Origin of the sequence: Pseudomonas lundensis (assembly GCF_001042985.1) — a bacterium.
GTDB classification, from domain to species: domain Bacteria; phylum Pseudomonadota; class Gammaproteobacteria; order Pseudomonadales; family Pseudomonadaceae; genus Aquipseudomonas; species Aquipseudomonas lundensis.
This window is the reverse complement of record NZ_JYKY01000001.1, coordinates 268,544-289,818: the sequence shown is the minus strand read 5'-3', so window position 1 is coordinate 289,818 and position 21,275 is coordinate 268,544. Positions and strand designations below refer to the sequence as shown.

The following is a 21,275-nucleotide window of genomic DNA, read 5'->3' as shown; positions in this document are numbered from 1 at the left end:
ACACACTTGAGCGTGAGCGTTTTGCGCCTCAGCATCGCCCGATTTTGGTGCGCAGCATTAATTTGCTGCCCTTTCCTGGATCAAGATCCAGGGCGAAACCACCACTGCCCACAGCACCGGATCACGCTCGGCAAAGTCTAACGCCTGCGTATCAGACACTTTGTCGAGGCCTCCCTCGGCCATCCACTGCGCCACTTTCCCTGCCTCATCCTGGCTCACAGCCTGCGCCGCTTCGATCAAGTCCACATCGTCGCTGACCCACAGCAATTCACCTTTGGCGAAAAACTTTTCCAGCGCTTTCCATTCGATTGTTGAGGTCTCGCCGAGCAGCTTGGCATAGAGGGTGCTAGGTTCTTCGATCATGGGGTCCACCAGGTAAAAAATCGGCGCAATGATAGCGCTGCTGACCTGGTAGAAAAACCCGGATTCAGGTGGGAGCACGAAGAAAGCGACGGGGACGAGGCATGCGGGGGCACGACAGCAACATCCTGTTAATAAAGCCCCTGCCATTTCGCCGCCATTCTGTCTCTGTCTTTCGTTTAGGCGACATTTCTCGGTTTTTCCCTCTTCAGCCCGCTATTCAATCGCTGAAGGGCCGCTCTACACTGTACCGGTACAGTTGCAGGGGGGGATTGGCCGGGATTTTCGCTCAGAAACAGACCCGGTCCGGCTGCCTTGGCTTCCAGGACTATAAAAATTACAACAGAAGAGTGGAGCAACAATAAAGATGGCTATTAAGCATATGACTAAACTGTTTGCCGCTATGGTGTTGGCCGGCGTTGCCAGCCATTCGTTTGCCGCAGACACCATCAAGATCGGTATTGCCGGCGCCAAGACCGGCCCTCTGACCCAGTATGGCGACATGCAGTTCTCGGGCGCCAAGATGGCCATCGAACAAATCAACGCCAAGGGCGGTGTTGATGGCAAAAAGCTTGAAGCGGTTGATTACGATGACGCCTGCGACCCGAAACAAGCGGTTGCCGTTGCCAACAAAGTCGTCAATGACGGCATCAAATTTGTAGTCGGTCACCTGTGCTCCAGCTCAACTCAGCCAGCTTCGGACATTTACGAAGACGAAGGCATCATCATGATTACCCCGGCCGCCACCGGCCCGGAAATCACCGCTCGCGGTTACAAAATGATCTTCCGCACCATCGGTCTGGACAGCGCCCAAGGCCCTGCTGCCGGTAACTACATCGCGGATCACGTTAAGCCGAAAGTCGTCGCGGTATTGCACGACAAACAGCAATACGGTGAAGGCATCGCCACCGCCGTTAAAAAGACCCTGGAAGACAAAGGCGTCAAGGTCGCTGTCTTTGAAGGCGTCAACGCTGGCGAAAAAGACTACTCCTCGGTTATTGCCAAGCTCAAGCAAGCCAATGTCGATTTCGTTTACTACGGTGGTTACCACCCGGAACTGGGGTTGATCCTGCGTCAGACTAAAGAAAAAGGCCTGAACGCCAAGTTCATGGGCCCTGAAGGCGTGGGTAATGACTCTATCTCGCAAATCGCTCAGAGCGCTTCCGAAGGGCTGCTGGTAACCCTGCCGCAAGCATTCGACAAGGACCCGGCAAACCAGCCATTGGTTGAAGCTTTCGCTGCCAAGAAACAAGACCCCAGCGGCCCGTTCGTATTTCCGGCCTACGCGGCTGTAGAAGTAATTGCGCAAGGTATCGCGCAAGCCAAGAGCGAAGACCCGGCCAAAGTGGCAGAAGCCATCCACAAAGGTTCTTTCAAAACCCCTACCGGCGAGTTGACCTTCGACGAGAAAGGCGACGTGAAGAACTTCAAATTCGTCGTCTACGAATGGCATTTCGGCAAACCTAAAACCGAAGTCAGCCCTCAATAAGGGCCGCGTGTTGATCTGACAACGAAGCCCACTGCACAGCGGTGGGCTTTGTTTTACGGACGTTCGTTGGACTGAATTGGGGCTGCGTTTTCGTGATCCGAAAGCCTGTCCACCTGAAAATCTTTAAAACCGTCACCAGCGGTTCGCTGGGAGAAGGCTTGTGCGCCAAGTGGATGCAAATCCGCACCGCCAAGTCCGGAAAATGACTCCACCAGTGAAATGCGTCTCAGGTTTTTAGGAGCTTGGTAATGCCTGACATCTATCACTTTTTCCAAATGCTGGTTAACGGCCTCAACGTTGGCAGCACCTATGCCCTCATCGCCATCGGCTACACGATGGTGTACGGCATTATTGGAATGATCAACTTCGCCCACGGCGAGGTGTACATGATTGGTTCCTACATCGCGTTTATCGCCATTGCCGGACTGACCATGATGGGGCTGGACAGCGTGCCGTTGCTGATGACGGCAGCGTTCCTCGCCAGCATTGTGGTGACCAGTGCCTACGGCTACAGCATCGAACGGGTTGCCTACCGTCCGTTGCGCGGCAGCAATCGCCTGATCCCTTTGATCTCTGCCATTGGTATGTCGATCTTCCTGCAAAACATGGTGCTCTTGTCACAGGACTCAAAAGACAAATCCATCCCGAACCTGATTCCGGGAGGCTTCACCTTCGGGCCGGGTGGCGCGAGCGAAGTGGTTATTTCCTACATGCAGATTGTGGTCTTCATCGTCACCTTCCTGGCCATGCTGGGCCTGACGCTGTTCATCTCCCGTTCACGCTTGGGCCGCGCCTGCCGCGCCTGTGCCGAAGACATGAAGATGGCCAACCTGCTGGGCATCAATACCAACAACGTGATTGCGCTGACCTTTGTGATTGGTGCTGCTCTGGCCGCCGTCGCGGCGGTTCTGATCAGCGTGCAATACGGTGTGATCAACCCCAACGCCGGTTTTCTGGTGGGGCTAAAAGCCTTTACCGCCGCCGTGCTGGGGGGTATCGGCAGCATTCCTGGCGCCATGCTGGGCGGGCTGGTACTGGGGGTAGCTGAAGCCTTTGGCGCTGATATTTTCGGCGACCAATACAAAGACGTTGTGGCGTTTGGCCTGCTGGTATTGGTGCTGTTGTTCCGTCCGACCGGCATTCTGGGGCGTCCGGAGATCGAAAAAGTATGACTAGGAATCTTAAATCGGCGTTCTTCAGCGCCCTGTTGGTCTGGGCTGTGGCCTACCCGGTACTGGGTCTGAAACTGACCATCGTCGGCATCAACATCGAAGTTCACAACACCAGCACCTTCACGCTCAGCGTGATCGCCCTCTGTTCGTTGCTGATGTTTGTGCGCGTGTTGTTCAACCAGCAATTGAGCGCAGCCTGGAAAGCGTCGCCCAACCTGCCGAAAGTCCCTGCCAAAGCCACTAACTTTCTGACATTGCCCAGCACTCAGCGCTGGATCATCCTCGGTCTGGTGGTAGTGGCACTGGTGTGGCCGTTCTATGGCTCGCGTGGCGCGGTGGACATTGCGACCCTGATCCTGATCTACGTGATGCTGGGCCTTGGCCTGAACATCGTGGTGGGGCTCGCGGGCTTGCTGGACTTGGGTTATGTCGGCTTTTATGCCGTCGGCGCTTACACCTACGCGTTGCTGTCGCACTTTTTTGGCTTCAGCTTCTGGGTGTGCCTGCCACTGGCGGGCCTGATGGCTGCCACCTTCGGCTTTTTGCTGGGGTTCCCGGTCTTGCGTTTGCGGGGTGACTATCTGGCCATTGTGACCCTGGGCTTTGGCGAGATCATTCGCCTGTTCCTGCGTAACCTGACCGACATCACCGGCGGCCCCAACGGCATCAGCAACATCCCTAAGCCCACGCTGTTCGGATTGAGTTTCGACCGCACCGCTGCCGAGGGGATGCAGACATTCCACGAATACTTCGGCATCCCCTATAACTCGATCAACAAGGTTATTTTCCTGTACCTGATCGCGTTACTGCTGGTGCTGCTGGTGCTGTTCGTGATCAACCGTTTGCTGCGCATGCCGATCGGCCGGGCCTGGGAAGCCCTGCGTGAGGACGAAATCGCCTGCCGGGCACTGGGCTTGAACCCTACCGTCATCAAACTTTCGGCCTTCACCCTGGGCGCAACATTCGCCGGGTTTGCCGGTAGCTTTTTTGCGGCCCGCCAAGGGCTGGTGACCCCCGAATCGTTCACCTTCCTGGAGTCGGCGATCATTCTGGCCATCGTTGTGCTCGGCGGTATGGGTTCGCAGTTGGGCGTGATTCTGGCTGCCGTGGTGATGATTCTGCTCCCGGAAATGATGCGAGACTTCAGTGAATACCGGATGTTGCTGTTCGGCGCCCTGATGGTGCTGATGATGATCTGGCGTCCGCAAGGTCTGCTACCGATGCAACGTCCTCACCTGGAGCTGCGAAAATGAGCCGCGAGATACTGAAAGTCAGCGGCCTGAGCATGCGCTTTGGCGGCTTGTTGGCGGTCAACGGCGTGGGCCTGACCGTGAAGGAAAAACAGGTGGTTTCCATGATCGGCCCCAACGGGGCGGGTAAAACCACCGTCTTTAACTGCCTGACCGGGTTCTACAAGCCTTCGGCCGGAAGCATTTTGCTCGATGGCCAGGCGATTGAAGGCCTGCCCGGTCACGAAATTGCCCGCAAAGGCGTGGTGCGCACCTTCCAGAACGTGCGCCTGTTCAAGGACATGACGGCTGTCGAGAACTTGCTGATCGCTCAACATCGCCACCTCAACACCAATTTCCTGGCGGGCTTGTTCAAAACGCCAGCCTTTCGTAAAAGCGAACATGACGCCATGGAGTACGCTGCGTACTGGCTGGACAAGGTCAACCTGACCGAGTTCGCCAACCGCCCGGCGGGCACTTTGGCTTATGGCCAGCAACGGCGTCTGGAAATCGCCCGCTGCATGATGACGCGCCCGCGCATCCTCATGCTCGACGAACCCGCCGCCGGCTTGAACCCCAAGGAAACCGACGACCTCAAGGCGCTCATCGGCGTACTGCGTGAAGAGCACAACGCCACGGTGTTGCTGATTGAGCACGACATGAAACTGGTGATGAGCATCTCTGACCACATCGTGGTCATCAATCAGGGTGCGCCGTTGGCCGACGGCACACCGGAACAGATCCGCGACAACCCTGACGTGATCAAAGCCTATTTGGGGGAAGCGTAAATGCTGCAATTCGAAAACGTTTCAACCTTCTACGGCAAGATTCAGGCATTGCACAGCGTCAACGTCGAGGTCCGTCAGGGAGAAATCGTGACCCTGATCGGCGCCAACGGTGCGGGGAAATCCACGTTGATGATGACCCTGTGCGGTTCGCCACAGGCTCACAGCGGCAGTATTCGTTACTTGGACGAAGAACTGGTGGGGTTAAGTTCGGCGCAGATCATGCGCAAGAGCATCGCCGTGGTCCCTGAAGGACGTCGTGTCTTTGCTCGGCTGACCGTCGAAGAAAACCTCGCCATGGGCGGTTTTTTTACCGACAAGCACGAGTACCAGGAGCAAATGGACAAGGTGCTGCACCTTTTCCCGCGGCTCAAAGAGCGTTTCACCCAACGTGGCGGCACCATGTCCGGTGGCGAACAGCAAATGCTTGCCATTGGCCGGGCGCTGATGAGCAAACCCAAGCTGTTGTTGCTGGATGAGCCGTCACTGGGGCTGGCACCGATCATCATTCAGCAGATTTTCGACATCATCGAACAACTGCGCAAAGAAGGTGTGACGGTGTTTCTGGTGGAACAAAACGCCAACCAGGCCCTGAAAATTGCCGACCGCGCCTACGTGCTGGAGAACGGCCGGGTGGTCATGCAAGGCACGGGCGAGCAGTTGCTCTGCGATCCAAAAGTGCGCGACGCCTACCTCGGCGGCTAAGCCTGCCTGTGACACGAGAGCGGCCCTTCGGGGCCGTTTTTTTTTGCGCAGCGGTTTAACACGGTTGCACAGGCGCAGCGCGGCGTTTCAGCATCGACTCCACCCGCCCCAGCCACGCCATTTATTTTTTTCGACTCATCTGTAACAAAACCCGAGGTCGCCTCTCTAGTGGGGTAAGCCGGTCGCCATAACGCGCTGGCCACACTAAAAACTCAACCTCGGAGAATCACCATGTCTAACCTAACCACTCGCACTGTGTCCGCCACCGCCTTGGCGCTGGCCCTGGGTTCAGCCTTGAGCATGGCCGCCCTGCCCTCCACCGCATTCGCGTCGGGCGACATGGAAAAATGCTTCGGTGTTGCCATGGCTGGCAAGAACGATTGCGCCGCTGGCGCTGGCACCACCTGCGCGGGCACAGCCAAAACCGACCATCAGGCCAACGCCTGGAAACTCGTCCCTAAAGGCACATGCGAGAGCACTGTCAGCAGCACATCACCGACCGGCTTCGGTCAGTTGACTGCTTATACCGCCAAATCCTGACAATCGTCATCGAGCCATGATGATGCACAGCCCGACTGCTTCGCTCATCGCGCCTCGTGCGCCCCAGCTTTCGCCACGTGCGGGGCTGGGGCTCAAGGCCGAGCACTTCCAGGACGTTCTGGAGACCCGACCCGATGTCGGGTTCTTCGAAGTCCATGCCGAAAACTACATGGTCGACGGAGGCCCTTTTCACCACTACTTGAGCTTGATTCGAGAACACTACCCGCTATCGATCCACGGTGTTGGCCTGTCCATTGGCAGCGACGGACCGCTGGATCAAGCACATGTGTTGCGCTTGCGCACCCTGCTCGACCGCTATCAGCCTGAACAATTCTCTGAACATCTGGCCTGGTCCACACACGGTCCGTGGTTTCTCAATGACCTGTTGCCTCTGCGTTATGACGACGCGACGTTGACGCGCGTCTGTGAGCATATCGATCAGGTACAAAACACCCTGCGACGGCCCATGCTGCTGGAAAATCCGGCGACCTACGTCGAGTTCGATCAGGCCGATTACGACGAGGCCGCGTTTATTCAACACGTGATCCAGCGCACCGGCTGTGGCCTGTTGCTGGATGTGAACAATGTGTACGTGTCCTGCATCAATCATCGCCGCGATCCCATGACCTACATCGAGGCCCTGCCATTACAAGCCGTCGGCGAACTTCATCTGGCAGGTTTTGCTGAAGATACCGACAGCCAGGGTCAGCGCCTGCTGATCGACAACCATGGTTCAGCCGTGGATGACGCCGTCTGGGCCCTTTATCAGCAGGTACTCATGCGGATCGGTCCCATGGCGACGCTGATTGAACGGGACAATCACGTCCCCGCCTTGAGCGAGCTGCTCATCGACGCGCAGCGCGCTGATCACTGTCTACAGACCTCAAAGGTGCGCTTATGACCCTGCAACAAGCCTTCAGCGCCGCCCTGTTCGATCCGCAGCCGAGTTGCCCGCAGGGCGTGATCTGCCCGGAGGGCAGTGATGCGGCGAGCCGGTTTTCCGTGTACCGAAACAACGTACAGAGCGGTTTGATCAACGCGTTGGGCAGCAGTTTTCCGGTGGTCGCCCAATGGGTGGGCGAAACGTTTTTCCATGGCATGGCCCACGTGTTTGTGCAGAAAAACCCGCCAGACCATCCGGTCATGAGCCGCTACGGTCGTGGCTTCCCGGACTTCATTCAAGGCTTTGCTCCGGCCAACAGCCTGCCGTACCTGGCAGATGTCGCACGTCTGGAATGGCTCTGCGTGCAGGCGTATCACGCCGCCGATGCCCTGCCCCTGAACCCGCACATACTCGCGCGCGCAGTGGCCACACCCGAGACGCTTGAACACCTGCGCATGACCCTGCACCCAAGCGTCGCCACCTTGCACTCTGCGTATGCCGTGGCCGCCTTGTGGATCGCCCACACACAAGACGGGCAACTTCAGGGCCTGGACCCGCGTCACCCGCAAAGCGCGTTGGTGCTGCGCCATGGTCTGAACGTGGAAGTGTTCGCCGTCAGCTCAGGCTGCGTGGCGTTTATTCGACTTTTGAAAACCCGCTGCCCTCTTGGGCAAGCTACTGACTACGCCCTGCAAGCCGACCCAGAGTTTGACTTGAGCCAGTGCCTGGCGCTGCTCATCAGCAAAGGCGCAATCACTGACGTGCAGTCCGTCCACGAGGTAAGGCCATGAGCACATTGACAGGTTATGCCTGCACGTTAGGTCATTTTGTGGCCAGTACAACGCAGGCTCTGCAACGCATTCCCCACTCCCTGATAGCGTTCATCGCGCGCTTCTCCATCGCCGCCGTGTTCTGGCAGTCCGGGCAAACCAAGGTCGAGGGCTTTGCACTGGACTTCGTGTCCGGCACGTTCGAGTGGGGCACCCCGCACCTGGCCGACTCAGCCCTGTACTTGTTCAGCCACGAGTACAAGGTGCCACTGCTGCCTGCGGAGTTCGCCGCTTACGCGGCGACCGTTTGCGAACACCTGTTCCCCGTGCTGATTTTGGTGGGCCTGGCGACCCGCTTTTCAGCGTTGGCGCTGCTGGGCATGACCCTGACCATTCAACTGTTCGTTTACCCCGATGCCTACGCCACGCACGGGACGTGGGCCACGATTTTGCTGTACCTGATGGCGCGGGGACCGGGCACCCTTTCCATCGACCACTGGCTGGCGCGCCGTTATCGTCAAGGCTGATCGCAGGTCGACGCAGTGCGTTGAAACCAACTCATGAGGTAATCCCCCCATAAGTGCGTGCGCTTGAGGTCATGACGCAAACGCACTGCACAAGCGCATCAGACCGGTCGGTATTGAGCATGCTGGCATAGGGGGGGGAGAATAAATTACAAGCGGCCACCGAATTAATGTTGGCGGCGACAAACACCGTCCACAGGGCATAACCAAGAGCCCATGATGTCAGCAAGACGTCGACATTCACGCACAACGCTTTAGGTACACGTCTATTTTTGAGACAAAAAACGCCGAGGTTATTCTCGACTTGGGATGCAAACGGCTTGAAGCACAGCACTTATAAATGCGACCCATCGGACGATATAGTCACCTTCAATAATGACCTTGGAAGAAGGAAAGAAATAAATATAACCATGGCGCGCTACATTTAATTGAACCATCCCCCAAAACATGGCCAGTACAAAAAACAACCAGAACCGGGCCACTTTAAACCTTCGCCCCGATATCGCTCTGGACGTCGCAAAAAAAACCAAAAAAACAACAACCGAAGCAAACAAATAGAGCATCGACACCAGGAGCGCGTTATTCATCATTATCTCTGGCACCCGAGTACATAGATTCTATTGTCACGCCATTCGATAACATTTCAAATGACAAAGCCGTTTTACTCGCATTTTCATACCCTCGCACATAATCGGTGCGCACATACCTGAACAAGCGCCATGCATCAGGCTTTAATACCAACCGACCGACGCCGTAGGCGGAAAGTCCCAACTCCAAAGTCCCGTAAGCTATATCACCCTCGAAAGCGCTGCCCCCCATTAGGCTAGCCAGCTTCTGATACCCCTTTCTAAGTGGCCCCTGTGTATCAGAGCGTCCTTCCCATAAATTTCGCCCGTTTTCATACACATTGTTGGCCCCATGAGCCATCAACGGTCCTCCAGCAAAGACACAGAGCGTACCAGCTGAGGCATAGCACATCCCGGCACCCGCAGCGATCTGAAGTGCACCTGCGATTGCGGCAACACCTTTTTGAGCGACTTCCAATGATTGACTAAGGAGGCTGCTCTGTTCATTTTTTATGTCCTGCAGACCCTCCTCAGGGCTCTTATTTCCCAAAGCAACATCATTAACAATACCTCGTACCTCCCGATTGAATTGAATACGCAGTGTGCCATCTTGAATGTGACGAGCGCCAAGTGTGCAGGCTTGTTTTGCCAAATTCGCCGCGGCCTGACTGACGACCCAATAATCGCAACTGTCAGGAAAACAGCCATCCTTTGAAGGGCTCATTTACTCATCTCCCCATGAACTGTACCCACTGGTCCCTGCCAAATGGTGAGTCCAAGTAATGTAGCGGTATCGAATTGCAAGATGCTCTTGGGGCTCGAAGTCATTTTGTAAAACGGCATGGGGCATATCGAGTGTGAGATCGACAACAACACCGCCTTTGATTTCAACGGTGTAAAATTTTTCCTGCAATCCAAATGAAGAAATGCGATAAAAGTGAATAACGCCGTTTATTTCCTCTCTACTGGAGAGCGCTTGAGCGAGTAAAGGCGACGATTTATCAACGTTCTTTGTAATCAGAATGGGTTTATGTGTTGGCCTGTCAATATTCCCAAAATTGGCCATATTGTGATTGTAAGAAAGCACCATAATTTCATCGGCGTGTGCAGACTGGCATTTATTGCCAATCGATTATTGAGTTGAACACCCCGCCGAAATAAGGCCTTGCGCCTTGCCGATAATGGTCATGTAACCTTGGTTAGCCATTCACGCCACTCCTTTAAATAAGCTGAACAGGCTAATTCAAGGGCTTAAGGCGACGTGTAGGACTTCTCCGAAATATAAAAAGTGGTGTATTCAAGAGCAGTGCCACCCAATAAATCCCTGTTCAGAAGGGGTGATCTGCAAAGCCCCCCCCCTGTACCGTGTCAAGGCGGTTTCGCAAAAGCCGCCGCTATCAACGTGTGAACTCGGTCAGCCCCACCGTACTGGAAGAAGCCATGGATCATTACGCTCCTTTCTTGCGCGGGTTCAAACCGGTTCCGGCCGCGGAGGTGGCACTGGCCTACGCAAAAAGTGTTGAAGGTTTGCACACCGGCCAGACGTATCAGGTCGGCTAAACACTTGTGATGGCAGGCGAGCCTGAGTAACGTGGCGGCACTTGTCAGGAGACCCGAAGATGCGTGCTGCCCGTTCCTTAGTTTTAGTCGCCCTGCTCCCCGTATTCGCGGGCTGCCAATTGTTCAACAGCAAACCCGTGGACAGCCATGCGGGTTTGTCGCGTCTGCAAGGCCAGTTGGTTTCGACCGACGGTGAGCTGGTCTTCCAGCCCTGTGTCGGACAACAGCGTTACGTGGTGCGTGACAGCGAAAACACCACGCTCGTACAAGATGCCGCCGACATGCCCATCAAGCCCGAGGCCCTGTTCGCGGACATTCGCGGCCAATTTATCGCCAGTAAAACCGCCGGTTCGAATGGCGAGGTCAACGTCAAACAGCTCTATCGTCTTGAGCGCAGCAGTACGGCCTGCCAAGACCCGAATTTCAAGCAACTGACCGTGCATGCCAACGGCAACGGCCCGGCGTGGGACGTCCGTGCGGGCAGTAAGGGCCTGGAGTTGACCCGTGAAGGCCAACCGCCCCTGGCGCTGCCGTATGTGGAAGAGCAAGTCGGTGACGGGCGCTTTTACCTGTCCACCGAAGCCAACCACCAACGCATTGAACTGTGGGTGGCCCCGCAACGTTGCACCGACAGTACTAATGGCAGCGTGCAACATTTAGGCGCCGAGCTGCGGGTCAACGGGCAGGTGCAGCGCGGTTGCGGCTATTTCGGTGGCGCGCGCAACGACTAATCGACGACTGTTACTGAACATTGCCGTTTAAGCCTGACGGATTTACCCCGAAGCAGCCTATAATCGCCGGTCTATGGCTGCCGGGGTAAACCTGGCCCCAATACTGGACCACCGTCATGTTACGAATTACCGAACTCAAGTTGCCAATCGACCATCCCGAAGAAGACCTGCGCCCTGCCATCGTGCAGCGCCTGGGCATCGCCGATGATGACCTGCTCGATTTCACCTTGTTCAAGCGCAGCTACGACGCGCGCAAAAAAACCTCCGAACTGTGCTTTATCTACACCATCGACCTGTCGGTGCGTGATGAAGCGCCGTTGCTGCTCAAATTTGCCGATGACCGCAACGTCAACCCTGCACCGGACGTCAGCTACAAGGTAGTCGGTCAGGCCCCACAGGATCTGAGCGAACGCCCGATTGTGGTCGGCTTCGGTCCGTGCGGCATTTTTGCTGGCCTGTTGCTGGCTCAGATGGGGTTCAAGCCCATCATTCTTGAGCGTGGCCCGGAAGTGCGTCAGCGCACTAAAGACACATGGGGACTGTGGCGTAAAAACGTGCTGAACCCCGAATCCAACGTGCAGTTTGGTGAGGGCGGTGCCGGTACGTTCTCTGATGGCAAACTGTACAGCCAGATCAAAGACCCGCAGCACCACGGCCGTAAAGTGCTGCACGAGTTCGTGAAAGCCGGTGCGCCTGAAGAAATTCTCTACGTCAGCAAGCCGCATATCGGGACGTTCCGTCTGACGGGCGTCGTGGAAAACATGCGTCAGCAGATCGAGGCCTTGGGCGGCGAAGTTCGCTTCCAGCAGCGCGTAACCGACGTGTTGATCGACAACGGCCAATTGACCGGCGTGATACTGGCCGATGGCGAGCAATTGAACGCACGCCACGTCATCATGGCGCTGGGCCACAGTGCCCGTGACACCTTCCGTATGCTGCACGGGCGCGGTGTGTACATGGAAGCCAAGCCGTTCTCGGTCGGTTTCCGCATCGAACACCCGCAATCGCTGATCGACAGCGCACGCCTGGGCAAATATGCCGGGCACCCGAAGCTGGGCGCAGCCGACTATAAACTGGTGCACCACGCCAAAAACGGGCGTTCGGTCTACAGCTTCTGCATGTGCCCTGGCGGTACGGTCGTGGCAGCCACTAGCGAACCCGGCCGTGTAGTGACCAACGGCATGAGCCAGTACTCGCGTAACGAACGCAATGCCAACTCTGGCATCGTCGTCGGCATCACCCCCGAAGACTACCCGGGCGGACCATTGGCCGGTATCGAGCTGCAGGAGCGCCTCGAAGCCCACGCGTACGTGCTGGGCGGCAGCACGTACGAAGCACCGGCACAGCTGGTTGGCGATTTTATTGCCGGCAAACCCTCCACCGCGCTGGGCAGCGTCGAACCGTCGTACAAGCCGGGCGTTTCGCTGGGTGACCTGGCGCTGGCCTTGCCGGATTACGCCATCGAAGCCATCCGCGAAGCCTTGCCAGCGTTCGAGAAGCAAATCAAAGGCTTCTCGATGCATGACGCGATCCTGACCGGGATCGAGACTCGCACCTCATCGCCCTTGCGCATGACCCGCGACGCCTCGATGCAAAGCCTCAACGTCAAAGGCCTGTACCCGGCAGGTGAAGGCGCCGGTTATGCAGGCGGCATTCTGTCGGCAGGGGTGGACGGTATCCGCATCGCTGAAGCGGTCGCCCGCGATTTGCTGGGCATCGACGCTTAAACCAGGCATGGCTCGCACAGACTGCACAACAGTTCTGCGCGAGCCATCAAAAACAAGGGGCCTCAGGCCCTATCGCCACTTGGCGATAGCATTTTCCTTCAACTGTTTGAGCCCTTTTCCTCGGGCTTTTACGGCTAATTCGCGACTCACTTTGATACACAACTGCTAGGCTTTTGAGCGGTGTGATTTCGCGCGCCCGCTTATAACAAAAAAGAATATAGTTTTTGTTTTAACAACTAACCTCTCAGGTTAGGGTGTTGCACCCTTTCACTCACCGATGGAGAGCGACCTTGCCTCTGCGTAGCACTTTCACTCGTTTCTTTCAGTTGGAAGCTGCCAGCGGTCTGCTGTTGATTGCCGCAGCCGCTCTGGCTTTGATCATTAACAACTCACCGCTTTCACACTTCTACACCGCCTTTCTGGACGCGCCCGTGGCCGTGCAAATCGGCGCCCTGCAAATTGCCAAACCTTCGCTGCTGTGGATCAACGACGGCCTCATGGCGTTGTTTTTCCTGCTGATCGGCCTGGAAGTCAAACGCGAGCTGCTGGAAGGCCAGTTGTCCAAGCCATCGCAGGTGGTGCTGCCCGGTGCCGCAGCGATTGGTGGCATGGTGGTGCCCGCGCTGATCTACTGGTTCATCAACAAGGACTACCCGGATGCGCTGGGCGGATGGGCAATTCCCATGGCCACCGACATCGCGTTCGCGCTGGGTGTCCTGGCGCTGCTGGGCAAGCGGGTTCCGGTGTCGCTCAAGCTATTCTTGATGACGCTGGCGATCATCGATGACTTGGGCGCGATTGTGGTGATTGCCCTGTTCTATTCCAGCGAACTGTCGGGCCTGTCCCTGATTCTGGCCGCTGCGTGCCTGCTGGTGCTCATCCTCATGAACCGCATGGGCGTGGTGAAGGTCGCGCCGTACATGATTGTCGGCCTGATTCTGTGGGTGTGTGTGCTTAAAAGCGGCGTTCACGCCACGCTGGCGGGCGTCACACTGGCGTTCTGCATCCCGTTGCGCACCAAGAACTCCGAGCCCTCGCCGCTCATGACCATTGAGCATGCATTGCACCCGTGGGTGGCATACGGGATCTTGCCGTTGTTTGCCTTCGCCAATGCGGGCGTGTCGTTGGCGGGCATTACTCTGCACAACTTCGTCAGCCACGTGCCAATGGGGATTGCCGCAGGCTTGCTGATCGGTAAAACCGTGGGTGTATTCGGCCTGACCTGGATCGCCATCAAAACCGGTATGGCAGCGCTGCCAGCAGGCGCAAACTGGGGGCAAGTGTTTGGCGTGGCCATCCTGTGCGGCATCGGCTTCACCATGAGCCTGTTTGTTGGCTCTCTGGCGTTTGTGGCCGGCAGCAGTGAGTACGTCGGCATGGACCGCATGGGGATCCTCACCGGTTCGATTCTGGCAGCGTTGATCGGTTATGCCGTGACTGCCATGGCGAGCCGCAAACCGACAGCCATCTGATCTGCATCAGCCGTTGCTGCCTGAGGCCCAACGCCTCAGGTAGCCTCCGGGCAGACACAAAAAAACCCCGGCCAGTTCGCACTGGCCGGGGTTTTGTTTTGGCGCCGGGTCTTAGTGTGCTACGCGGCTGGTGCCATCAACAGTCATGATGCGAACGCGCTCACCGGTACGGAATATCTCGTTCGGCTGAACCTGTTGCACATAAGCACGAGTGCTGCCGTCGTCTTCACGAACAGTGATTTCAACACCCTGGGTTTTGGTCAGGCCCGATTCAGCAGCCGACCCCAGCAGACCACCTGCAACTGCGCCAATCACAGCTGTCACGATACTGCCGCGACCGCCACCAATGGCGCTACCGCCCACCCCGCCCACAACAGCACCGGTTGCGGCGCCGATCGGGGTTTTGGTGCCTTCAATTTGTACCGGACGCAGGGCAACAATGGTGCCCATGCGGACTGTCTGCACGCGACGCGCTTCTTCACGCGAGTAAGAGTCGCCAGTCAAGTTGGAGGTGCAGCCGCCCAACAGGACTGTCATGGTTGAAAAAGCAGCAATTAACAGTACGGACTTACGCATTAGATCAACTCCAAAAGATCAGGGATTCATTAAACTCCGCTGCAACCACCCTGTCACGGCGGAGTGCGGAAAAACTGGCCTTTATTCAGCGGCTGTACAGCCAGATAAATGCCTTTAATCAGGTCGAAACGTCAAGCAAGGGTAGCGGGTAATCCTTCGTCACGCTGCGTTCACACAGGACAGATATGGACTATTTCATCATTTTCATCACCACAGCCGCCGGCCTGTATTTCCACTGGTGGCTGTATGTGCGCATCAAACGCTGGATGGACAGGGATCTGGCGTTGTCGCTGGCAGGTGACGATCCGGCCCGCAGGACGTTTATGCTGCAACGCCTGGAAGAGGCTCGCCAGCAGAAGATCAAACGCCGCGACTTGCCCCAGTGGTTGCAGGCCGCGGCGTCCGAATATGCCGTCAGGGCGCCAGACGCTCGCGCGCCCAGTCAGTCCCACACAGCCGATAGTTGAGGCGGTCATGCAAGCGGCTGGGACGGCCTTGCCAAAACTCGATGCGCTCGGGTAACAACCTGAAACCGCCCCAATGCTCAGGGCAATGGGGCTGCGTATCCGTGAAACGCTCCTGGGTCACACGAAGCAGTTCGGCCAGTTCTTCACGCCCTGAAATGACCTGGCTTTGCGGCGAAGCCCACGCCCCAATGCGGCTGCCCAGCGGGCGAACCTGGTAGTAAGCGTCCGACTCTTCAGGCGTCACTTTGACCACACGCCCTTCAATGCGCACCTGACGCTCCAGGGTGGGCCAGAAAAACGTCATCGCCGCAAAAGGGCGTGCCGCCAGTTGCTGGCCCTTGGCGCTGGTGTAATTAGTGAAGAACGTAAAACCTTGTGCATCCAGCCCTTTGAGCAGCAGCACCCGGCAATGCGGACGCCCGTCTTCATCCACCGTTGCCAGGGTCATGGCATTGGCTTCAACCGGCGGTTGCTCGGTTTTAACCGCGTCTGCAAACCATTGATGAAACAGCGCGAAAGGCTCCGCCGGGGCCTGAGCCTCGGCGAGTCCGTCACGGGTGTAGTCACGTCGCATATCTGCCAGCGCTTGAGTCATGCCGCCCTCCCGTTCATCAAACCAATCAGTTTTTGGCTTGAGTGTTGCTCACGTCCTTTTTGGCTGCGGCGGTTTTGGCAACCACGGCTTTCTTGGTCGGAGCAGCCTTCACCGCTTTTTTGGCCGGGGCGGACTTCTTGGCTACAACGGCTTTTTTCGCCGGGGCCGCCGCTTTTTTAGCGGTGACGGCTTTGGAAGGGGCAACGGCGGGCTGTACCGCGACCAGTTCAGCAGGCGACAGGGCGGGCTGGCTGTATTTGCTGACCAGCGCCAGCATGGTGTTTTGTGGTGTCATCAGGATTTCGACACGGCGGTTCAATGCACGACCTTCGTTGCTGTCGTTGGCCGCACGCGGCATCACCGAACCCATGCCACGCAAGGTCAGGCGGTTAGCCTGCAAGCCGCTCATGCGGAAAATCGCCGCAACCGAACGCGCACGGTCGAGGCTCAATTTGGTGTTGGCAGCCATTGCGCCCGTGGTGTCAGCGTGGCCGAGCACCAGGACAGCGGTTTTCGGATCACCTTCAACCACTTTGGCGACGCGGGTGAACGGACCGAGCATGGACGGCTTCAACAAATCCGGGCGCGTCGGTTTGAACGCACTGTCCGCAGACGCCACGATCACCAGCAGGCTTTCACGACGTTCAAGTTGCAGGTTGGTGTCTTTAATCGCTGCACGCAGGCGTGGCTCATATTCGTCCAGCCAGGCCTGGGTCACTTTAGGGTCAGGCATCGGCACGACATGAGCTGCAACCGGCTTGGCGTCTTTAGCAGTGCCACCAAACGGCCACCACCAGTTTTTCTCGGTTCTTGACGCTGGAGCAGCGGCGACCGTTTTTTCTTTAGCGACGGGTTCGTCTTTCTTCGCGCGGTCCGAACCAAAAGGCCACCAGCTAGAATCGCTGTCTTTTTTGGCCTCGGTCGCGGCCGGAGCCGTTTTGGCGACGACAGGCTCAGCCTTCTTTTTGTCTGCCGGCTTGGCTGCCGGGGCATCGGCTTTGTCAGCCGGGGTCGGCGCTGCGGCTTGATCGGATGAGCCCAGCTGCCACCATTTGTGGCCGCCTTCAGCGTCATTTTGTGGAGTTTGTGCGCAACCTGTGATTGCCAGACAGAGGGCCAGAGCAAGGGTCTTATTAGATGACATTGAATATCCACACAATGAATTAGAAATAATTGGACGCGATATACGTATAAAAAAGCGTATTAAGCGCATTAAAGCCACAGGCATCCGACCTACGGCCTACAAAACAGTCTTACAAACAGGTTGCTAATACCCGCACCAGCTTTTGCGCACGGGGATCCATCAAGACATAGGGCCCCAGCGTGTTGGTGACAAACCCAAACGCCACATCCCGTTCCGGGTCAGCAAACCCGATGGAACCGCCCGCTCCTGGGTGGCCAAAGGCCTTGGCGCCCAGACCAAACGTAGCGTTCGCCACTTGCGGCTGATCCAGCATGCAACCCAGTCCAAAGCGTGTTTGGGTGCGCAGGGTTTTGTCTTCCCCAACGCTGTGCTCGCGGGTCAACTCGGCGAGCATTTCGGACTCCAGCAACTGGCCGTCCAGTAATCCGTTGTAAAAGCCGGCGAGGCTGCGGGCATTGCCATGGCCATTGGCCGCAGGTTGCTCCATACGACGCCATTGCGGCTTATTGGTGCTGGTCATAATAGACGGTGGATTGGTAAATGCCCGGGTGCTCATGGACGTGGGCTCGTTCATCATCGCCTTTAGCAAGCGCTGGGCAGAGGCATCACCTACCGTGCCTTTGCTGCGAGCGATGTGCGCGACCCGGTAAAACTCGTCATCCGCCAACCCGACGTGGAAATCCAGCCCCAGCGGCAGTGCCGTACGGGCCATGATCGATTGACCCGGGCTGCGCCCATCGGCGCGGCGTATCAATTCGCCCAGCAGCCAGCCATACGTGATGGCGGCATAGCCATGACCTTCACCCGGCGTCCACCACGGCGCTTCAGCCGCCAGCGCATCCACCATGGTTTGCCACTCGTACAGCGCCTGAGGCGGCATAGGCTCACGCAACGCAGGCAAGCCTGCCCGGTGACTCAGCAGGTGACGCAAGGTGATGGACTCTTTACCGGCGGCGGCAAATTCCGGCCAATAACGCACCACCGGGGCATCCAGCGCCAGCTTGCCCTCTTCCACCAGTTGCAAGGCCGTCACGGCAGTGAAGGTTTTGGTACAGGAAAACAGATTGGCGATGGTATCGGTGTGCCATGCCTGTTCACCGTCTTTATCCGCCGTACCGCCCCACAGGTCTATGACCGTTTCACCGCCGACCTGAATACACAGTGCGGCGCCACGCTCTTGGGGATCGTTGAAAAGCTCGGCGAATACTTCACGCACCGCCTCGAACTTAAGGTCGTGAAAACCCTGAATCTGCACCCGCCCCTCCTGGATCACGCATGGCTCTACAAGGCGTGCATTGTTCCAGTCCCGATCAAATTTTGAAACAGACTAAACGGATCTAAACGCACAATTTTTGAGCATTCAAAAATCGGGGCTGAAGGTAAACGCATCAAGGTGGATTTTTTGTGAAAACACCACACGCCCGGGCAAGGCTAGAGCGAACCTGCCCTTAACAGGCAAGCTCGCTTGCGTCAGCGTTACAGCGCTGCGGCTACCGCCCTGGCCAATGCTTGCACCCGCTGATCCGAGAGAACATGACCGCCCAGGGTATGGGTCACAAAGGCAACAGATACGTCACGTTCTCCGTCGGCAACCCAGGGCAGTCTCAGTGCCCTTGCCCCGAATGCCCGCCCGCATGGCCCGCGCCAGAGCGGCCCTCGCTGCCCTCCTGAGGGGCGTGACGCGGTGCTTTGACGTCATTTTTAGCGTCAGCTTGTGCCTTGGCGGCTTCTTGGCCGAGTTGATCCAACGCTTGTAAATTGGCTTTGCGCACGTTTTCAACAAACCCGGTAAACGGCAAATCGGTGATGCCGACCATCCCGAAATGACCATTTTCGCCATCCAGCAACCGACCGGTCACGGGTTGGTCCAGGTACTGGAACCAGTGCACACCGACAATCGACGGCTCCGACACCGCCTGCTTGAGGAATTTGCTGTACGCCGGGCCACGCGCTTCTTCGTTGGCCACTTCGGTCACGCCGCCCCAGAACGGGCCGCGATCACGGGAGCCAAAGTTGAACTCGGTGATCATCACCGGCTTGTCGAGTTCTCGCAGTTTGGCGAAGTCATAGCCGTCTTGCGGTTGCAGGGTGTAGAAGTTGAAGCTCAGCACATCGCAATACTGCGCGCAGGACGCTACCGCTTCAGGGGTGCTGACGGCAAACCGGCCACCCAACAGCAAATGGTTGGGGGCGTGCCACTTGAGCGAGTCAGAGATGGTCTTGAAGTAGTTGTCGGCAAATACTTTCTGGAAGTATTGATAGTCGGCTTCGATTTCCGGGTGCTCAGGGTTGGGCATCGGCGCTTCGAATCCCGGGTCTTCAAGCAGCTCCCAGGCCGGGATGTCGACACCCCAGGCTTTGGAAAGGCCTTGCTGGTTACGGTACTTGTCCCGCAGTTGCTTGAGGAACGCGCGCTTGGCAGGCACATCGGTGGTCAGGCGCAGCGTGCCGAAAGCCAGTGCATAACGGCTTTTTGCATCGGTGCCCGGGCCCGCCCACGCCAACTCGTTGTCGGCAAAATACCCGATCAGCCACGGATCATCGCGGTGATCTCGGGCGGCGATGGCAACTGCGCGTTCGGTGGCCATGGCAAAGCGCGGGTCGAACGGGTCAGGCATGCCGCCCCACCAGTCGGAGCCGGTGCTGATGCTGGCGTAATCGCCCACGATCGACAGCGGCAAGGTATAGGGCACCCGCTTGCTCTCGGCCAGCGCCGGGTCGCTCCAGTTGCCGATGGTGTTAAAGCCCCAGGCTTGCAGGCGATCCAGCGTATGGGCTTGCCAGCGCTGTGCATCGAAGGCTTCGGGGGCACACGGGGTCACCGCTTCAGCGCTTTGTGCCGCGTTGCCGGTGGTGCAGGGCTGACCATAAAGACGTTGCAGGTTGGCGCCATAAAAGTTGTACCAGCGCCCCGCGTCAAAGGCTCGCCCGCGGCTCGCGCCGTTGTCGCTGTTATGGTCCGAGGTGCCGTAATAGGCATGCAATGGCTCGCCCTTTTTAGGGAGTGCGCTGAACATCCATTCGCGGCCCGCCACGTAGGTTTGGCTGTCACGGGCGGTCACGGCATTCAGGCCCAAGGAATAAAACGGATGCCCTTGCGGGGTGATCAGGTTCCAGCGCCCGTCACGTTTTTCGGTGCGGAAAAAGCCCGAGGCTTCAAAGGGTGCGCCCTGGATCCAGCCTCCGTATTTATCCTGATCGCCGCGCTTGGCCAGCCAGCCCTTGAGTTGCTGGTGTTCCCGGGCGGCTGCGGCCTTGAGCTGCTCGTCATTGACCACACGCTCGGGCCATCGGGCGCGAGTCGACTGCCCATATTCGTCCACAATCGAGCTGTAGACCGCTTTGATCACCCCGTCGCCGTCTTGCACACCAAAGCGCTCCAGCAAGATGCTTTGCGCTGCGTTGGGCTGCGGGACCGACAGCGTCACCGACACCACCTGGGTCAGGTCAATTTCACCCTGACTGGCAGCCAGCAAGATGCGCTGACCGTCGAGGGTCATCGGCATCGGCGGCCCGGCGCGCATTCCCTGACTGTGCGGCGTGTTGGCCTTCAAGGGCAGTAATAGCGTCTGCGCCGGGCCTGCCGGCAGGGCGACGCGGCTGGTCAAGGTTTTGCCGTTGCTGCTTTGCAGGGTGACGTCGAGGGTCAGCGCCCAGTTCATGGCGTTTTGAATACGTAACGTCATCATGCCCGACTGCGACCAGTCCCAAACACCGGTCTGGGGCTTGAGCATCAGGCTCGGGGCTGTCGCCGGGTTGAAGGTCACACGACGCAACACCTCACCTTCGGCCGTTTGTTCCGCGTTGTACTGCGGCAAATACGCATCCACGGTCGCCACCTGCACCACATCGGCGGGGCGAACGAAGTTAAACAACGTTTGTTGTCCGGCAGGCGCCGCCAGTAGCGGGGTCGAAACCAACAACGCAAAAACAGCAGACAGGGAACGGCGAATCATAGGAATGTGGTTCTCCCTAACGAC

The 21,275-nt window shown here is 57.6% G+C and carries 21 protein-coding genes and 2 pseudogenes; 14 read left to right on the top strand and 9 right to left on the bottom strand.

Features of this window, described 5'->3' with window-relative positions; genetic code table 11:
• Window positions 1-57: 57 nt before the first annotated feature.
• Complete coding sequence (locus TU74_RS01320) at window positions 58-363, bottom strand: DUF2288 domain-containing protein (RefSeq protein WP_047292627.1); 306 nt, start codon at window positions 361-363, stop codon at window positions 58-60.
• Window positions 364-727: 364 nt separating this feature from the next.
• On the opposite strand from TU74_RS01320, the gene TU74_RS01315 reads away from it, so the two are divergent.
• The 9 genes from TU74_RS01315 to TU74_RS01275 all read left to right on the top strand — a co-directional run bounded on the left by TU74_RS01315 (window position 728) and on the right by TU74_RS01275 (window position 8,460).
• The gene (locus TU74_RS01315; protein ID WP_048374663.1) at window positions 728-1,849 is read left to right on the top strand and encodes a branched-chain amino acid ABC transporter substrate-binding protein; all 1,122 of its coding nucleotides are present in this window, start codon (window positions 728-730) and stop codon (window positions 1,847-1,849) included.
• 248 nt (window positions 1,850-2,097) lie between these two features.
• Window positions 2,098-3,021 (top strand): high-affinity branched-chain amino acid ABC transporter permease LivH, encoded by a 924-nt coding sequence (gene livH / locus TU74_RS01310; protein WP_047274097.1) that lies wholly within the window; start codon window positions 2,098-2,100, stop codon window positions 3,019-3,021.
• Complete coding sequence (locus TU74_RS01305; RefSeq protein ID WP_047274095.1) at window positions 3,018-4,274, top strand: high-affinity branched-chain amino acid ABC transporter permease LivM; 1,257 nt, start codon at window positions 3,018-3,020, stop codon at window positions 4,272-4,274. The genes livH and TU74_RS01305 overlap by 4 nt, the downstream gene beginning before the upstream one ends.
• Window positions 4,271-5,038 (top strand): high-affinity branched-chain amino acid ABC transporter ATP-binding protein LivG, encoded by a 768-nt coding sequence (livG, locus tag TU74_RS01300; protein WP_048374662.1) that lies wholly within the window; start codon window positions 4,271-4,273, stop codon window positions 5,036-5,038. Before TU74_RS01305 ends, livG begins: the two co-directional genes overlap by 4 nt.
• Entirely contained in the window at window positions 5,039-5,740 is a 702-nt protein-coding gene (locus tag TU74_RS01295; RefSeq protein ID WP_048374660.1) for an ABC transporter ATP-binding protein, read from the top strand.
• Between the two features lie 231 nt (window positions 5,741-5,971).
• Window positions 5,972-6,280: a BufA1 family periplasmic bufferin-type metallophore gene (locus tag TU74_RS01290; RefSeq protein WP_047292525.1), complete on the top strand. Its 309-nt coding sequence runs from the start codon at window positions 5,972-5,974 to the stop codon at window positions 6,278-6,280.
• A gap of 16 nt (window positions 6,281-6,296) precedes the next feature.
• A complete protein-coding gene (gene bufB / locus TU74_RS01285; RefSeq protein WP_193077414.1) occupies window positions 6,297-7,181 on the top strand; it encodes an MNIO family bufferin maturase in 885 nt (294 codons plus the stop codon).
• On the top strand, window positions 7,178-7,954 hold the full coding sequence (locus TU74_RS01280) for an HvfC/BufC N-terminal domain-containing protein (protein ID WP_048374658.1): 777 nt from the start codon (window positions 7,178-7,180) through the stop codon (window positions 7,952-7,954). Before bufB ends, TU74_RS01280 begins: the two co-directional genes overlap by 4 nt.
• Window positions 7,951-8,460 (top strand): DoxX family protein, encoded by a 510-nt coding sequence (locus TU74_RS01275; protein ID WP_048374656.1) that lies wholly within the window; start codon window positions 7,951-7,953, stop codon window positions 8,458-8,460. The genes TU74_RS01280 and TU74_RS01275 overlap by 4 nt, the downstream gene beginning before the upstream one ends.
• Window positions 8,461-8,750: 290 nt before the next feature.
• Here TU74_RS01275 and TU74_RS01270 read toward each other — a convergent pair whose 3' ends face one another.
• The 3 genes and pseudogenes from TU74_RS01270 to TU74_RS23245 all read right to left on the bottom strand — a co-directional run bounded on the left by TU74_RS01270 (window position 8,751) and on the right by TU74_RS23245 (window position 10,230).
• The gene (locus tag TU74_RS01270) at window positions 8,751-9,044 is read right to left on the bottom strand and encodes a hypothetical protein (RefSeq protein ID WP_048374654.1); all 294 of its coding nucleotides are present in this window, start codon (window positions 9,042-9,044) and stop codon (window positions 8,751-8,753) included.
• Window positions 9,037-9,747 (bottom strand): DUF4225 domain-containing protein, encoded by a 711-nt coding sequence (locus TU74_RS01265; RefSeq protein ID WP_048374653.1) that lies wholly within the window; start codon window positions 9,745-9,747, stop codon window positions 9,037-9,039. Before TU74_RS01265 ends, TU74_RS01270 begins: the two co-directional genes overlap by 8 nt.
• Window positions 9,748-10,230: pseudogene (locus tag TU74_RS23245) on the bottom strand (Hcp family type VI secretion system effector).
• 194 nt (window positions 10,231-10,424) lie between these two features.
• Here TU74_RS23245 and TU74_RS23240 point away from each other — a divergent pair.
• The 4 genes and pseudogenes from TU74_RS23240 to nhaA all read left to right on the top strand — a co-directional run.
• Window positions 10,425-10,583 (top strand): annotated as a pseudogene (locus TU74_RS23240) (short chain dehydrogenase); the annotation flags it as partial.
• A 59-nt stretch (window positions 10,584-10,642) separates the two neighbouring features.
• Window positions 10,643-11,314, top strand: coding sequence for a COG3650 family protein (locus tag TU74_RS01260; protein WP_048374650.1), 672 nt, complete (start codon window positions 10,643-10,645; stop codon window positions 11,312-11,314).
• A 116-nt stretch (window positions 11,315-11,430) separates the two neighbouring features.
• A complete protein-coding gene (locus TU74_RS01255) occupies window positions 11,431-13,041 on the top strand; it encodes an NAD(P)/FAD-dependent oxidoreductase (protein WP_047274074.1) in 1,611 nt (536 codons plus the stop codon).
• 290 nt (window positions 13,042-13,331) lie between these two features.
• Window positions 13,332-14,513 carry a Na+/H+ antiporter NhaA gene (gene nhaA / locus TU74_RS01250; protein WP_047274072.1) on the top strand — a complete coding sequence of 394 codons (1,182 nt, stop codon included), beginning with the start codon at window positions 13,332-13,334 and terminating at the stop codon, window positions 14,511-14,513.
• 111 nt (window positions 14,514-14,624) lie between these two features.
• Here nhaA and TU74_RS01245 read toward each other — a convergent pair whose 3' ends face one another.
• Window positions 14,625-15,089, bottom strand: coding sequence for an outer membrane lipoprotein (locus TU74_RS01245; protein WP_047274071.1), 465 nt, complete (start codon window positions 15,087-15,089; stop codon window positions 14,625-14,627).
• Window positions 15,090-15,274: 185 nt separating this feature from the next.
• Here TU74_RS01245 and TU74_RS23235 point away from each other — a divergent pair, with 185 nt between their 5' ends.
• A complete protein-coding gene (locus tag TU74_RS23235) occupies window positions 15,275-15,556 on the top strand; it encodes a 30S ribosomal protein S3 (protein WP_080963764.1) in 282 nt (93 codons plus the stop codon).
• On the opposite strand, the gene pdxH is transcribed toward TU74_RS23235, so the two are convergent.
• The 4 genes from pdxH to TU74_RS01225 all read right to left on the bottom strand — a co-directional run bounded on the left by pdxH (window position 15,504) and on the right by TU74_RS01225 (window position 21,251).
• Window positions 15,504-16,151 (bottom strand): pyridoxamine 5'-phosphate oxidase, encoded by a 648-nt coding sequence (pdxH, locus tag TU74_RS01240; RefSeq protein ID WP_047278687.1) that lies wholly within the window; start codon window positions 16,149-16,151, stop codon window positions 15,504-15,506. The genes TU74_RS23235 and pdxH overlap by 53 nt on opposite strands.
• 25 nt (window positions 16,152-16,176) lie before the next feature.
• Complete coding sequence (locus TU74_RS01235; RefSeq protein ID WP_048374647.1) at window positions 16,177-17,295, bottom strand: OmpA family protein; 1,119 nt, start codon at window positions 17,293-17,295, stop codon at window positions 16,177-16,179.
• Window positions 17,296-17,404: 109 nt separating this feature from the next.
• A complete protein-coding gene (locus tag TU74_RS01230; protein ID WP_048374645.1) occupies window positions 17,405-18,550 on the bottom strand; it encodes a serine hydrolase domain-containing protein in 1,146 nt (381 codons plus the stop codon).
• 349 nt (window positions 18,551-18,899) lie between these two features.
• Window positions 18,900-21,251 carry a beta-galactosidase gene (locus TU74_RS01225; RefSeq protein ID WP_048374643.1) on the bottom strand — a complete coding sequence of 784 codons (2,352 nt, stop codon included), beginning with the start codon at window positions 21,249-21,251 and terminating at the stop codon, window positions 18,900-18,902.
• Between the last annotated feature and the right edge of the window lie 24 nt (window positions 21,252-21,275).

Bases quoted from the DNA above. Each gene is read 5' to 3' on its own strand.
- TU74_RS01320 (WP_047292627.1), bottom strand. From the start codon at position 363: ATGATCGAAGAACCTAGCACCCTCTATGCCAAGCTGCTCGGCGAGACC.
- TU74_RS01315 (WP_048374663.1), top strand. From the start codon at position 728: ATGGCTATTAAGCATATGACTAAACTGTTTGCCGCTATGGTGTTGGCC.
- livH (WP_047274097.1), top strand. From the start codon at position 2,098: ATGCCTGACATCTATCACTTTTTCCAAATGCTGGTTAACGGCCTCAAC.
- TU74_RS01305 (WP_047274095.1), top strand. From the start codon at position 3,018: ATGACTAGGAATCTTAAATCGGCGTTCTTCAGCGCCCTGTTGGTCTGG.
- livG (WP_048374662.1), top strand. From the start codon at position 4,271: ATGAGCCGCGAGATACTGAAAGTCAGCGGCCTGAGCATGCGCTTTGGC.
- TU74_RS01295 (WP_048374660.1), top strand. From the start codon at position 5,039: ATGCTGCAATTCGAAAACGTTTCAACCTTCTACGGCAAGATTCAGGCA.
- TU74_RS01290 (WP_047292525.1), top strand. From the start codon at position 5,972: ATGTCTAACCTAACCACTCGCACTGTGTCCGCCACCGCCTTGGCGCTG.
- bufB (WP_193077414.1), top strand. From the start codon at position 6,297: ATGATGATGCACAGCCCGACTGCTTCGCTCATCGCGCCTCGTGCGCCC.
- TU74_RS01280 (WP_048374658.1), top strand. From the start codon at position 7,178: ATGACCCTGCAACAAGCCTTCAGCGCCGCCCTGTTCGATCCGCAGCCG.
- TU74_RS01275 (WP_048374656.1), top strand. From the start codon at position 7,951: ATGAGCACATTGACAGGTTATGCCTGCACGTTAGGTCATTTTGTGGCC.
- TU74_RS01270 (WP_048374654.1), bottom strand. From the start codon at position 9,044: ATGAATAACGCGCTCCTGGTGTCGATGCTCTATTTGTTTGCTTCGGTT.
- TU74_RS01265 (WP_048374653.1), bottom strand. From the start codon at position 9,747: ATGAGCCCTTCAAAGGATGGCTGTTTTCCTGACAGTTGCGATTATTGG.
- TU74_RS01260 (WP_048374650.1), top strand. From the start codon at position 10,643: ATGCGTGCTGCCCGTTCCTTAGTTTTAGTCGCCCTGCTCCCCGTATTC.
- TU74_RS01255 (WP_047274074.1), top strand. From the start codon at position 11,431: ATGTTACGAATTACCGAACTCAAGTTGCCAATCGACCATCCCGAAGAA.
- TU74_RS01245 (WP_047274071.1), bottom strand. From the start codon at position 15,089: ATGCGTAAGTCCGTACTGTTAATTGCTGCTTTTTCAACCATGACAGTC.
- TU74_RS23235 (WP_080963764.1), top strand. From the start codon at position 15,275: ATGGACTATTTCATCATTTTCATCACCACAGCCGCCGGCCTGTATTTC.
- pdxH (WP_047278687.1), bottom strand. From the start codon at position 16,151: ATGACTCAAGCGCTGGCAGATATGCGACGTGACTACACCCGTGACGGA.
- TU74_RS01235 (WP_048374647.1), bottom strand. From the start codon at position 17,295: ATGTCATCTAATAAGACCCTTGCTCTGGCCCTCTGTCTGGCAATCACA.
- TU74_RS01225 (WP_048374643.1), bottom strand. From the start codon at position 21,251: ATGATTCGCCGTTCCCTGTCTGCTGTTTTTGCGTTGTTGGTTTCGACC.